General features: G+C 75.5%; 11 protein-coding genes. 2 read left to right on the top strand and 9 right to left on the bottom strand.

Features of this window, described 5'->3' with window-relative positions:
- Positions 1–141: 141 nt before the first annotated feature.
- The 3 genes from ACI769_RS02410 to rimP all read right to left on the bottom strand — a co-directional run bounded on the left by ACI769_RS02410 (position 142) and on the right by rimP (position 2,216).
- Positions 142–465 (bottom strand): YlxR family protein, encoded by a 324-nt coding sequence (locus tag ACI769_RS02410; RefSeq protein WP_232322583.1) that lies wholly within the window; start codon positions 463–465, stop codon positions 142–144.
- An 81-nt stretch (positions 466–546) separates the two neighbouring features.
- Positions 547–1,608, bottom strand: a complete 1,062-nt coding sequence (nusA, locus tag ACI769_RS02405; RefSeq protein ID WP_021482697.1) for a transcription termination factor NusA — start codon at positions 1,606–1,608, stop codon at positions 547–549.
- A 2-nt stretch (positions 1,609–1,610) separates the two neighbouring features.
- Positions 1,611–2,216, bottom strand: coding sequence for a ribosome maturation factor RimP (gene rimP / locus ACI769_RS02400; protein WP_085388116.1), 606 nt, complete (start codon positions 2,214–2,216; stop codon positions 1,611–1,613).
- 147 nt (positions 2,217–2,363) lie between these two features.
- On the opposite strand from rimP, the gene ACI769_RS02395 reads away from it, so the two are divergent.
- Complete coding sequence (locus ACI769_RS02395; RefSeq protein WP_085388117.1) at positions 2,364–3,512, top strand: DUF4439 domain-containing protein; 1,149 nt, start codon at positions 2,364–2,366, stop codon at positions 3,510–3,512.
- 168 nt (positions 3,513–3,680) lie between these two features.
- Here the strand turns inward: ACI769_RS02395 and ACI769_RS02390 are convergent, their stop codons facing one another.
- Entirely contained in the window at positions 3,681–5,564 is a 1,884-nt protein-coding gene (locus ACI769_RS02390; protein WP_051876593.1) for a proline--tRNA ligase, read from the bottom strand.
- A 33-nt stretch (positions 5,565–5,597) separates the two neighbouring features.
- Between ACI769_RS02390 and ACI769_RS02385 the strand changes: the two genes are divergently transcribed.
- Positions 5,598–6,521: an Fpg/Nei family DNA glycosylase gene (locus ACI769_RS02385; RefSeq protein ID WP_085388118.1), complete on the top strand. Its 924-nt coding sequence runs from the start codon at positions 5,598–5,600 to the stop codon at positions 6,519–6,521.
- Between the two features lie 39 nt (positions 6,522–6,560).
- Here the strand turns inward: ACI769_RS02385 and ACI769_RS02380 are convergent, their stop codons facing one another.
- The 5 genes from ACI769_RS02380 to ACI769_RS02360 form a co-directional block, all read right to left on the bottom strand.
- A complete protein-coding gene (locus ACI769_RS02380; protein WP_085388119.1) occupies positions 6,561–7,526 on the bottom strand; it encodes a DUF4081 domain-containing GNAT family N-acetyltransferase in 966 nt (321 codons plus the stop codon).
- A gap of 7 nt (positions 7,527–7,533) precedes the next feature.
- The gene (gene ispG, locus ACI769_RS02375) at positions 7,534–8,673 is read right to left on the bottom strand and encodes a flavodoxin-dependent (E)-4-hydroxy-3-methylbut-2-enyl-diphosphate synthase (protein ID WP_021482273.1); all 1,140 of its coding nucleotides are present in this window, start codon (positions 8,671–8,673) and stop codon (positions 7,534–7,536) included.
- Positions 8,674–8,838: 165 nt separating this feature from the next.
- Positions 8,839–10,149, bottom strand: a complete 1,311-nt coding sequence (locus tag ACI769_RS02370) for an RIP metalloprotease (RefSeq protein ID WP_085388120.1) — start codon at positions 10,147–10,149, stop codon at positions 8,839–8,841.
- Positions 10,150–10,207: 58 nt separating this feature from the next.
- Positions 10,208–11,407: a 1-deoxy-D-xylulose-5-phosphate reductoisomerase gene (gene dxr, locus ACI769_RS02365; RefSeq protein ID WP_085388121.1), complete on the bottom strand. Its 1,200-nt coding sequence runs from the start codon at positions 11,405–11,407 to the stop codon at positions 10,208–10,210.
- A gap of 58 nt (positions 11,408–11,465) precedes the next feature.
- Positions 11,466–12,233 (bottom strand): bifunctional 2-polyprenyl-6-hydroxyphenol methylase/3-demethylubiquinol 3-O-methyltransferase UbiG, encoded by a 768-nt coding sequence (locus ACI769_RS02360; RefSeq protein WP_198163075.1) that lies wholly within the window; start codon positions 12,231–12,233, stop codon positions 11,466–11,468.
- Positions 12,234–12,236: the final 3 nt, after the last annotated feature.

The following is a 12,236-nucleotide window of genomic DNA, read 5'->3' as shown; positions in this document are numbered from 1 at the left end:
CCCGCCCCGGACAGGGAGGACCGTCGTTAGTGCTGGGTGCTCATCGCTGGGTACTCATCGGGTGCCCATCGGCTTCTAACCCGCTTCCTTGTCGACGTGTCGTGCTGGCGGCCCCGTACGGACGGGGCCGTGACGCATGGCTCAGAGGTGCTCTCCCGGACGGGCCTCGATCACGGCGCGGACCGCGGCGAGGTCGAGGGGCCCGGCGACACGCAGGGCCCGCGGGACGGCCCGCCGGCGTTCCGCCGTCTCGAGGCACCGGGTCGACGCGTGGAGCCACGCACCGCGACCCGGCAGCGACCGCCCGGCGTCCACCACGAGCCGTGGCTCGTCGGTGCCCGCGCCGGACCGGTCGAGGACCAGACGGAGAAGAGCTGACCGCAGGTCGCGCTGCCTGCACCCGACGCACGTGCGGACCGGACCCGATCCCGTCGGAACGGGAAGGGTCGTGGAGTCCGGGGGCATGGTCGAGGTGCGGGCTCGCGGCCCGGTCGATGACAGTCTACCGCGCCGGTCCGTCATCCGTGACCGTCCCACGCTCCGCGGCTACCGGTCGGCAGCGCGAGGACCTGCGGGAGCGGCACCGTCCGACCCCTCGGCCGGGGCGCCGCCCTCGTCCGAGCGGATGTCGATGCGCCACCCCGTGAGCTTCGCGGCCAGGCGGGCGTTCTGCCCCTCCTTGCCGATCGCGAGGGAGAGCTGGAAGTCCGGGACGACGACGCGCGCGGCGCGCGCCACCTCGTCGACCACCGTGACCGACGACACACGCGCCGGGGACAGCGCGTTGGCCACGAACTGGGCCGGGTCGTCGCTGTGGTCGACGATGTCGATCTTCTCGCCGTGGAGCTCCGCCATGACCGCGCGCACGCGCGAGCCCATGGGCCCGATGCACGCGCCCTTGGCTCCGAGCCCCGGGACGCGCGAGCGGACGGCGACCTTGGTGCGGTGCCCCGCCTCGCGCGCGATGGCGGTGATCTCCACCGAGCCGTCGGCGACCTCGGGGACCTCGAGCTCGAAGAGCTTGCGGACGAGGTTCGGGTGCGTGCGGCTCAACGTGATCTGCGCGCCCTTCATTCCCCGGGCGACCTCGAGCACGTAGGCGCGCAGGCGCTCGCCGTGCACGTACTCCTCCGTGGGGACCTGCTCGTGCGGCGGGAGCACGGCCTCCGTGCCGCCCACGTCCACGAGCACGACGCGCGGGTCGCGGCCCTGCTGGATGACGCCCGCGAGGACCTCGCCCTCCTTCCCGCGGAACGTGCCGAGGATCTGGTCGTCCTCCGCGTCGCGCAGGCGCTGGACGATGACCTGGCGTGCGGTCGAGGTCGCGATGCGCCCGAAGTCGGCGGGCGTGTGGTCGAACTCGGGACCGTACTCGACGGGGCCGCGCGGGGCGTCCTCGTCGTCGGTCTCGGGAGCCGGCAGCTCCTCGCGCGCCCACACCGTCACGTGGCCCGTCTTGCGGTCGAGCTCGACGCGCGCACGGGTGTACGCGTCGGGGGTGCGGTGGTACGCCGAGAGCAGGGCCTGCTCGATCGCCGCGACGAGCACGTCGAGGCTGATGTCCCGCTCGCGCTCCAGCAGGCGCAGCGCGCTCATGTCCACGTCCATCGTCAGGCCTCCTCGTCGTGGTCGGTCGTCTCGTCGGCGGAGCCGTCGAGCTCGGGCAGGTCCGCCTCGAGGGCGCGCTTGAGCTCGACCTGCACCTCGCCGCGCACGACGTCGGCGAGCGGCACCACGCGCTCGGTCACCGCGCCGCGCGCGCCGGGGACGTCGAGGACCAGCCCGGTCTCGACCTCGGAACCGGAGCGCAGCCGGCCCTCGAGCGTGCCGCCGTCGGTCAGGACGAGCCGCACGAGACGGCCGCGGGCGCGCCGGAAGTGGCGCGGCTCGGTGAGCGGACGGTCCGTGCCCGGCGTGGAGACCTCGAGCGTGTACGCGCCGTGGAGCGGGTCCACCGTGTCCAGCGCCGCGGAGATCGGGCGCGTGGCCTCGGCCACCGCGTCCAGGTCGAGGCTGCCCTCGACGTCGTCGGGGAGGTCCAGCACGACGCGCACCACCGAACGGGCACCCGCGCGCGACACCGTGACGTCCTCGAGGTGGAGCCCGGCGTCGCGGACCGCGGGCTCGACCGCCTCGCGGACGCTCTCCCGGAGCGCGTGCGCCGCCGCGTCGCCTCCGGACCCTCTGCCGGACTGACCGCCCGCCTGCCCTGCCATGACTCAGCTCCTGTCCGTGTCCCACGCCGGGTACGCCAGACGACCGGTGTGTTGTTGTCTCGGGTGCCCCGACCCCCGCTCACGGGACGTCGGAACGGGGACCAGCCTAACGACTCGCGGGCCCCGGACGTGACATCATCGCCCCCGATGACTCCCCACGCGACCGCGGCCGACGCCGCCCCCCGAGCCCGGCGGACCCGTCCCGCGGCCCGTGCCGGCCGTCTGCTCGCGGTCGTCACGGTGCTCGCGACGGGCGTCCTGGCGGCCGGGTGCGGCGTCCGGCTGGACACGCCGCCGCCCACGGAGCCCTCCCCCGACACGGTCGAGGTGCTCCGCTCCGGGGCCGTCGACGACGCGCTCGCGGTCGCCGCGCTGGTGGCGGACGTCACGCCGCGCGTGACCGACCCGGCCGCGCTCGCGGTGCTCGGCGAGGCCGCCGCGTTCGCCGAGCAGCACGTCGACGCGCTCGGCGGGGTCTACGACTCGGGCCTCGAGGACCCCACGGAGCCCGAGGGCGACGTCGCGGACGACGCCGGGACCGGCACCGCGGGGACCGACGCCCCCGGGACCGGCACCGCCGCCCCCGGCACGGACGGGACGACGTCGGACCCCGGGACCACGGGGACGAGCACGGAGGCGAGCACCGACGCGGCGGGCACGCCCGCCCCCGGCACCGCGACGACGGACGACGTCGTCACCGCGCTCGTGGGCGCGGCCGGGCGCACGGGCGCGGCGGCCGACGCCTCGCCGGACGCCCGGCTCGCGCGGCTCCTCGCGTCGGTCGCCGCCTCGGAGCACGTCTCGGCTCAGCGGCTCGCCGCGGCCACGGGCTCGACGGCCGCGGCAGGCCTCGCCGATCCGCCGCCCGTCGACGAGGCGCCCGGCGGGGTCGGCGCCGCGGACCTCGCGACGCTCGTCGAGGCGGAGGACGCGGCCGGGTACGGCTACGAGGTGCGCGCCGCGCAGTCGGAGGGCGACGTGCGCACCGCCGCGGTCGCGCGCGCCGCACAGCACCGCGCCCGCGCGCAAGGCTGGGCCCTCGCCGCGGGCACCGACGGGACGCCGCAGGACCCGCGTCGCGTCGCCTACGCGCTGCCCGACGGCACGGACACGGCCGCGCTCGCGCGCCAGGTCGAGTCGGGGCTCGCGCAGACGTACGCGAGCCTCGTCGCCGCGGCGGCCCCGACGTCCCGGACCGAGGCCGTCGCGCTCCTCGCGGACGCGTGGGCGAGCGCCGTCGCGTGGGGCGAGGCGCCCGTCGCGTTCCCGGGCCTGCCGGAGCAGACGGCAGGCTGAGCGCGCCCGGCTCGCACGCACGGGCGCGACGCCGGCTCCCGCGGGCGCCCTGGTGCACCGACGACCCCGCGCAGCGCGCACCGGAGCGCCACACCGCACGGCCGTGAGCGCAGCAGAGCGCCCCGGCCCGGAGGTCCGGACCGGGGCGCCCCGAGGCTGCGCGGACGGTCAGCCGAGGAGCTCGGCGACCCGGCCCGCGACGTGCTCGACGGCGTCCTCGACGGCGACCTGCGCCGCCTCGCCCGCGCGCGGGCGGACCTCGACGACGCCGTCGGCCAGGCCGCGGCCCACGACGAGCAGGAGCGGCACGCCGAGGAGCTCGGCGTCCTTGAACTTCACGCCGGGCGAGACCTTGGGCCGGTCGTCGTAGATCACCTCGACGCCCCGGCCGGCGAGCTCGGTCGCGAGGCGCTCGGCCTCCTCGAACACGCTCGCGTCCTTGCCCGTGGCGACGACGTGCACCTGCGCGGGCGCGACGTGCGCGGGCCACGCGAGCCCGGCGTCGTCGTGGTTCGCCTCCGCGAGCGCCGCGAGGACGCGCGTGACGCCGATCCCGTAGGAGCCCATCGTCACGACGACCTGCTTGCCGTTCTCGTCGAGCACCGTGAGGCCGAGGGCCTGGGCGTACTTGCGGCCGAGCGCGAAGATGTGGCCGATCTCGATGCCGCGCGCGAGCTCGAGCGGGCCCGAGCCGTCGGGCGCGAGGTCGCCCGCGCGCACCTCCGCGGCCTCGACCGTGCCGTCGGCGGCGAAGTCGCGCTCGGCGACGAGGTCGAACACGTGGCGGCCGGGCGCGTTCGCGCCGGTGATCCAGCGCGTGCCGGCGACGACGCGCGGGTCGAGCAAGTAGCGCACCGAGTGCCGCTCGGGGGTCTCCCCCGCCGACGCGTCGGACGCGTCGCCGTCCGCGGGTGCCTCGCGGCGCGCGTTCGGGCCGAGCACCTGCGGGCCGATGTAGCCCTTGACGAGCTCGGGGTGGGCGGCGAAGTCGGCGTCCGTGGCCGGCTCGACCTCGGCGGGCTCGAACGCCGCGCCCACGCGCTTGAGGTCGACCTCGCGGTCGCCCGGCAGCCCGACGACGACGACCTCGCGGCGGCCGTCCGGGTGCGTCAGGGCGAGCACGACGTTCTTCAGCGTGTCGGCCGCCGTCCACGCGCGGTCCTCGCGGGGGTAGCGCGCGTTCGCGAGCTCGACCAGCGAGGCGATGGTGGGGGTGTCGGGCGTGTCCTCGACGTGCGCGGCCGGGGCGTCGGCGTAGTCGACCGCCTCGGGCACCGGCGTGACGACAGCCTCGACGTTCGCGGCGTAGCCCCCGGGCGAGCGCACGAACGTGTCCTCGCCGATCGCCGTCGGGGTGAGGAACTCCTCGGAGCGCGACCCGCCCATGGCGCCGGACGTGGCGGCGACGATGACGTACTCGAGCCCGAGCCGGTCGAAGATGCGCCGGTAGGCCGCGCGCTGCGCCTCGTACGAGCGCTCGAGGCCCTCGTCCGTCGTGTCGAACGAGTACGCGTCTTTCATGACGAACTCGCGCCCGCGGATGAGGCCCGCGCGCGGACGCGCCTCGTCGCGGTACTTCGTCTGGATCTGGTAGATCGTCAGCGGCAGGTCCTTGTACGACGAGTACAGGTCCTTGACGAGGAGCGTGAACATCTCCTCGTGGGTGGGCGCGAGGAGGTAGTCCCCGTCCTTGCGGTCCTTGAGACGGAAGATGTTCGGCCCGTACTCCGTCCAGCGGCCCGTCGCCTCGTACGGCTCCTTGGGCAGCAGCGCCGGGAAGTGCACCTCCTGCGCGCCCGCGGCCGCCATCTCCTCGCGGACCACGTCCTCGACCTTGCGCAGCACGCGCAGGCCGAGCGGGAGCCAGGTGTAGATGCCGGGGGCGGCGCGACGGATGTAGCCCGCCCGCACGAGGAGCCGGTGGCTCGCGACCTCGGCGTCGGCCGGGTCCTCGCGCAGCGTCCGGACGAACAGGGTGGACAGGCGCAGGAGGTCGGCGCCCCGGACGCGGGTGGAGGCCGCGGCGGGCGCGCCGGACGTGACGGAAGACATGCGCCCCACCCTACCGGCGGGGAGGATGTCCCCATGCCCGAGCTGCCCGAGGTCGAGGCCCTCGCGCGGTTCCTCGACGACCGCGCGACCGGTCGCACCGTCGTGGCCGCGGACGTCGCGCAGATCGCCGCGCTCAAGACGTTCGACCCGCCCGTCTCGGCCCTGGTGGGACGGGTCGTCACGGGCGCCCGACGGCACGGCAAGTGGCTCGACCTCGTGCTCGCCGAGACCGGCGACGGGACCGGTGCGCCCGGGCCCGACGCCGAGGTCCACCTCGTGTTCCACCTCGCCCGGGGCGGGTGGCTGCGCTGGTCCGAGAAGGCGCCGACGACGCCCGTCCGCCCGCGCCTCGGCGGCAGCGGTGGCGGGAAGGCCGCGGTGCTCGCGCTGCGCGTGCGGTTCGACGACGGCTCCGGGTTCGACCTCACGGAGGCCGGGACGCGCAAGCGGCTCGCGGTGCACGTCGTGCGGCACCCGGAGGAGGTCCGGGCGATCGAGACGCTGGGCGTGGAGCCGCTCGACCCGGCCTTCACGCCCGAGGCGCTCGGGGCGCTCATGGCGGCGCGCAACCAGCAGGTGAAGGGGCTGCTGCGCGACCAGTCGTCGATCGCCGGGATCGGGAACGCCTACTCCGACGACATCCTGCACGCGGCGCGCACGAGCCCGTTCAAGCTCACGCGCTCGTTCACGCCCGACGAGGTCGCGCGCGTGCACGCCGCCGTGGGCGAGGTGCTCGCCGAGGCCGTGGCGGCGGCGTCGGGCAAGCCGGCCGCCGAGCTCAAGGACGCGAAGCGCGCGGGGATGCGCGTGCACGGGCGCACGGGTCTGCCCTGTCCCGTGTGCGGCGACACCGTGCGCGAGGTCAGCTTCGCCGACCGCAGCCTCCAGTACTGCCCGACGTGCCAGACCGGGGGCCAGGTCCTCGCCGACCGGCGGATGTCGCGCCTGCTCAAGTGAGGACCCGCCGGGCGGGGCGCGCCCTGCGGGGCGGCGCTGTCAGAACAGCACGGTCGCGTAGGTCCCGACCTGCTCGAACCCGACCCGGCGGTACGTCGCGAGCGCGGCCGCGTTGTAGTCGTTGACGTACAGCGAGACCACGGGAGGCGCCGCACCGCGCGCCGCGTCCGCGGGCCCGGGCTCGCGCGCGAGACGCACGACGGCGGCCATCCCCGGAGCGGCGATCCCCTGCCCGCGGTACCGCGGGTCGACCCACACGCCCTGCACCTGCGCGACGCGCGGCGTCACCGCGCCGAGCTCCGCCTTGAAGACCACGTGCGGCGAGCGGCCGGGCTCCGCGGCCATGCGGACGAAGGACCGGCCCGCGAGCACGAGCGAGCGGACGCGCTCCTCGTACGCGCGGCCCCCGCCCTCGACCGGCGAGTAGCCGACCTCCTCGGTGAACATGCGCACGCACGCGGGCAGCACCACGGGGACCTCCGCCGGGACGGAGCGGCGCACGTGCGGGTCGGGCTCGACGTCCGGGTCGCGGTCGATCGCGAGCGACGGCTGGTTCGCCCGGATCTCGCGCGGCGCCGGCCAGTGCGGGGCGAGCAGGTCCCACAGCGCCAGGACGGCGTCGCGCTCGCCCACGACCGACGACGACCGCCGCCCCGCGTGCCGCGCGAGCGCGGCGAACGCGGCGACCGCCGTGCGGGCGCGGTCGGGGTCGAGCGACGCCGGGACGACCGGCACGAGGTTCGCCCCGGCCCAGCACACCGCCTCGAGCGGACCGACGGCGGGGAAGCCCCACGCCTGGCCGCCCGCGGCGTGCAGGCCGGCGTGCTGCGCGACGGCGAGCCGCGCCGCCGCGAGCGTCGACGCGACCGGGTCGCCCGCGCACACCGCGAGCGCCTCGGGGACGTCCGCGTCGGAGAGCACGCGGGCCCGCTCGGCCGCGTCGTCGCCCGACCCGGCGCGCGCCCGTGGCCGCAGTGCCGGGACGGACGGGCGCCAGCGGCTCACGAGGGCGTCAGCCGACCGTGACGACCGGCGGGCCGGCCTGCGCGTCGTTCTCCGGCGTCATGGTCTCCGCGATGCGCAGCGCCTCCTCGATGAGGGTCTCGACGATGAGCGACTCGGGGACCGTCTTGACGACCTCGCCCTTGACGAAGATCTGCCCCTTGCCGTTGCCCGACGCGACGCCGAGGTCCGCCTCGCGCGCCTCGCCCGGGCCGTTGACGACGCAGCCCATGACGGCGACGCGCAGGGGCACCTCCATGCCCTCGAGCCCGGCCGTGACCTTCTCCGCGAGCGTGTACACGTCCACCTGGGCGCGGCCGCACGACGGGCAGGAGACGATCTCGAGCTTGCGGGGGCGCAGGTTGAGCGCCTGGAGGATCTGGTTGCCGACCTTGACCTCCTCGACCGGGGGCGCGGACAGCGAGACGCGGATCGTGTCGCCGATGCCCTTGCTCAGCAGCGCGCCGAACGCGGTCGCCGACTTGATCGTGCCCTGGAACGCGGGGCCGGCCTCGGTCACGCCGAGGTGCAGCGGCCAGTCGCCCGCCTCGGCGAGCAGCTCGTACGCGCGCACCATGACGACCGGGTCGTTGTGCTTCACGGAGATCTTGAAGTCGTGAAAGCCGTGCTCCTCGAACAGCGACGCCTCCCACACGGCCGACTCGACCAGCGCCTCGGGCGTCGCCTTGCCGTACTTCGCGAGCAGGCGGGGGTCGAGGGAGCCGGCGTTCACGCCGATGCGCAGGGACACGCCCGCGTCGGACGCCGCCTTCGCGATCTCCTTGACCTGGTCGTCGAACTTGCGGATGTTGCCCGGGTTCACGCGCACCGCGGCGCACCCCGCGTCGATCGCGGCGAACACGTACTTGGGCTGGAAGTGGATGTCCGCGATCACCGGGATCTGCGACTTCTTCGCGATCGCCGGCAGCGCGAGCGCGTCGTCCGCGCTCGGCACCGCGACGCGCACGATGTCGCAGCCCGACGCCGTGAGCTCCGCGATCTGCTGGAGGGTGGCGTTGATGTCCGTCGTCGGCGTCGTCGTCATGGACTGGACGCTGATCGGCGCGTCGCCGCCGACGTCCACCTTGCCGACCTTGATCTTGCGGCTCTTGCGGCGCGGCGCGAGGACCGGCGGCGGCGCGGCAGGCATTCCGAGACTGATGGGTACGCTCACGCCCCTAGTATCCCCCGGCGAGCGTCGAACGGGGCACCGCCGGGTGTCCGGGACGTCACCTTTCCGCGCGGTCCCGCACATCTTCGCGGCACCTCCACGCACGCCTCCCGGTGGAGCAGAGGCCTCGGGCGACGCGCCGGGCTACGTGAGGCGGACGGGGTCGATGATGTCGGCGAGGATCAGCAGGACGCCGACGCCGACGAGGACCACGAACATCACGTACGCGACCGGCATCATGCGCGCCAGGTCGGCCGGTCCCGGGCGCGGGCGACCGCGGACGCGCGCGACGGTGCGCTTGGCTCCCTCGTAGAGCGCGTTGACCACGTGCCCGCCGTCGAGCGGCAGGAGCGGGATGAGGTTGAAGACGAACAGCGCGACGTTCAGCGCGGCGAGCAGCAGGAGCATGGTCACCACGCGGTCGAGCACCGGGCTCTCCGCGCCCGCGACGTCCACCGCGACCCGGCCGACCCCGACGACGCTCATCACGGAGTCCTGCCCGCGGGGCGCGTCGGTGAACGCGGCCTGGGCGGCCTCGTAGACCTTGACCGGCAGGGTGACGATGATGCCCGCCGTGCCGCTCACCTGCTGCCACGTCGCCTCCGCGGCCACGCCGATCCCGGCGGGCGTGCGCTCGACGGTCGGCGCGAACCCGACGAACCCGGCGGGCTTCGTGACGGGCTCGCCGTCGTCGTCGACGACGGGCGTCCCGTCCTCGGCCACGACCTGGCGCTCGACCTCGACCGGCGTGATGGTGAGGTCGACCTGCTCGCCGTCGCGCTCGACGACGACCGGCGTGGCCTGGCCGGCGGCGCCGCGGATCATGCCGGAGAGCTGGTCCCACGAGGTGACGTCCTCGCCGTCGAACGCCACGATCGTGTCGCCCGGCCGGAGCCCCGCGGCGGCGGCCGGCGAGGGGTCGGCGTCGGAGGCGCACTCCTGCTCCTCGTCCGTCACGGCGGACGGGACGCACGCGTTCACCGAGCCGACCGTGGTGGTGACCGCGGGCAGGCCGATGCCGACGCACACGATCGCCATGAGGACGAACGCGATGAGGAGGTTCATGAAGGGGCCGCCGAGCATGACGACGACCTTCTTGGGCGCGGAGAGGTTGTAGAACGCGCGGTGCTCCTCGCCCGGCCGGATCTCCTCCGTGCTGGCGTCCCGCGCGTCGGCCACGACCTGGGCGAAGAACCCGCTGCCGCGGGGGCGGGCGCCCGCGGGTGCGGGCGGGTACATGCCCACGAGGCGCACGTAGCCGCCGAGCGGGATCGCCTTGAGGCCGTACTCGGTCTCGCCTTTCGTGCGCGACCACAGGGTCGGGCCGAAGCCGACCATGTACTGGCTCACGCGGACGCCGAACTTCTTCGCGGGCACCATGTGCCCGACCTCGTGCAGCGCGATCGAGACGACGATCCCGACCACGATCACCAGGATGCCGATCAGCGTGGCCATCGTTCCCTCTACTCCCTCTCGACGTCCAGGGCGGTCGTCCCGCCCCGACGGTTGCTCGTCACCGGCGGTCCAGCAGCTCGTGGGCTCGCGCGCGCGCCCAGGTCTCCGCCTCCGCCACGTGCTCCAACGTCAGCGCGTCCGCGGGGGTTCCGTCGTGCGCCGCGAGCACGCGCTCGACCGTCGCCACGATGTCACCGAAACCTGCGCGTCCGCTGAGGAACGCCGCGACGGCCTCCTCGTTCGCCGCGTTGTACACCGCCGGGTGCGTGGCGCTCGCCGCCACGGCCGCACGCGCGAGGTTCACCGCGGGGAACGCCGCGTCGTCGAGCGGCTCGAACGTCCACGACGTCGCGGCGGACCAGTCGCACGGCGGCGTCACGGGGTCGAGCCGGTCGGGCCACGACAGCCCGAGCGCGATGGGCAGGCGCATGTCCGGCGGCGACGCCTGCGCGATCGTCGAGCCGTCGACGAACTCGACCATGGAGTGCACGACGGACTGCGGGTGCACGACGACCGTGATGTCGTCGGCCGGGACGTCGAAGAGCAGGTGCGCCTCGATGAGCTCGAGGCCCTTGTTCATGAGGCTCGCGGAGTTCACGGTGACGACCGGACCCATGGCCCAGGTGGGGTGCGCGAGCGCCTGGTCGACGGTCGCGGCCTTGACCGCGTCGGCCTCCCAGCCGCGGAACGGGCCGCCCGAGGCGGTGAGGATCAGCCGGCGCACCTCCGGTCGCGTCCCCGACCGCAGGCACTGGGCGATGGCCGAGTGCTCGGAGTCCACCGGGACGATCTGGTCCGGGCGCTGCTGGGCCGCGCGGACGAGCGCTCCCCCGGCGACGAGCGACTCCTTGTTCGCGAGGGCGAGCGTCGACCCGGCGCGCAGCGCGGCGAGCGTCGGGCCGAGGCCCACCGACCCCGTGACCCCGTTGAGGACGGCGTCGCTCCCCCGCGCCGCGAGCTCGGCCGCGGCATCGGGTCCGGCGAGCACCTCGGGGACCTCCTCGCGACCGGCGCAGGCCGCCGACAGCGCCTCGGCCAGGGCCGCCGCACGGGTCGCGTCCGCCACGCCGACCGCGCGCACGCCCAGGTCGGCGGCCTGGCGCGCCAGCAGGTCCACGTCACCCCCGCCCGCCGAGAGCGCCTCGACCCGGAACCGGTCGGGGTGGGACCGGACGACGTCGATCGCCTGCGTGCCGATCGACCCAGTCGAGCCGAGGATCGTCACGGTGCGCGGGGTGGGTGCAGGTCCGTCGGGCATGGTTCCCATCCTTCCAGGCCGCGGGCGGTGCGTGGCACCGCACCGGGTCGTCGTCCGGTCAGCGCGGTGCCGTCCACTCGAGCGTGTACCGGAAGAACAGCCGACGGCGCACGCGCGCTCCCGGCAGCAGCGCCCGGGCCGCGCGGGCGACCTCGTCCACGGTGTGCCGCGGGTCCCGGACGGGCATGCCCGGGGCGTCGGGGCCAGAGTCCTCGGGCCGGGCGCGGCGGGGGTGCTTCACGAGGCCCACGAGCGGGTTGAGCAGCGCGGACGCGACGTCGACGGCGAGGTCCCGGGGCGTGGCGACCCGGGCGAGCCCCACGACCAGCAGACGGCCGCCCGGTGCGAGGAGGCCCCGCGCGTGCCGGAGCGCCTCGTCGAGCTCGAGGTGGTGCAGCACCGCGACCATCGTCACCGCGTCGTACCCGCGGTGCCACAGGGAACCGGCCCCCGGCCCGGGCGTCCCGCCCGGCGAGCGGACGTCGTCGGGCGAGCGGACGTCGTCGGGCGAGCGGACGTCGTCGAACCGGAGCCGGCACACCGTCACGGCGGGGTCCGCAGCGTGCCGTGCCCGGGCCTGGGCGACCATGCCCGCGTCGGCGTCGATCCCGTGCACCTCGGCGACCCGGGCCCGCAGCCGGCCCAGGAGCACGCCGGCGCCGCAGCCGACGTCCAGCACGACGCGGGCGTCGTGCGGCACGCGCCGCACGACCCAGCCGTGGAAGTGCTCGTTGTGGTTCCAGGGGTGGCGGGCGTTGAACGCCGCGAGCGACGCGACCGCGCGGCGCAGCGGACGGATCGACGTCGCCCGGGGATCGAGGCTCACGCG

It is taken from the genome of Cellulosimicrobium sp. RS, assembly GCF_046159675.1.
Classification (GTDB): Bacteria; Actinomycetota; Actinomycetes; order Actinomycetales; family Cellulomonadaceae; genus Cellulosimicrobium; species Cellulosimicrobium funkei.
This window is presented reverse-complemented; position numbering and strand designations above follow the sequence as displayed.

Coding starts and splice junctions, on each gene's coding strand:
- ACI769_RS02410 (WP_232322583.1), bottom strand. CDS start 465: ATGCCCCCGGACTCCACGACCCTTCCCGTTCCGACGGGATCGGGTCCG.
- nusA (WP_021482697.1), bottom strand. CDS start 1,608: ATGGACGTGGACATGAGCGCGCTGCGCCTGCTGGAGCGCGAGCGGGAC.
- rimP (WP_085388116.1), bottom strand. CDS start 2,216: ATGGCAGGGCAGGCGGGCGGTCAGTCCGGCAGAGGGTCCGGAGGCGAC.
- ACI769_RS02395 (WP_085388117.1), top strand. CDS start 2,364: ATGACTCCCCACGCGACCGCGGCCGACGCCGCCCCCCGAGCCCGGCGG.
- ACI769_RS02390 (WP_051876593.1), bottom strand. CDS start 5,564: ATGTCTTCCGTCACGTCCGGCGCGCCCGCCGCGGCCTCCACCCGCGTC.
- ACI769_RS02385 (WP_085388118.1), top strand. CDS start 5,598: ATGCCCGAGCTGCCCGAGGTCGAGGCCCTCGCGCGGTTCCTCGACGAC.
- ispG (WP_021482273.1), bottom strand. CDS start 8,673: ATGCCTGCCGCGCCGCCGCCGGTCCTCGCGCCGCGCCGCAAGAGCCGC.
- ACI769_RS02370 (WP_085388120.1), bottom strand. CDS start 10,149: ATGGCCACGCTGATCGGCATCCTGGTGATCGTGGTCGGGATCGTCGTC.
- dxr (WP_085388121.1), bottom strand. CDS start 11,407: ATGCCCGACGGACCTGCACCCACCCCGCGCACCGTGACGATCCTCGGC.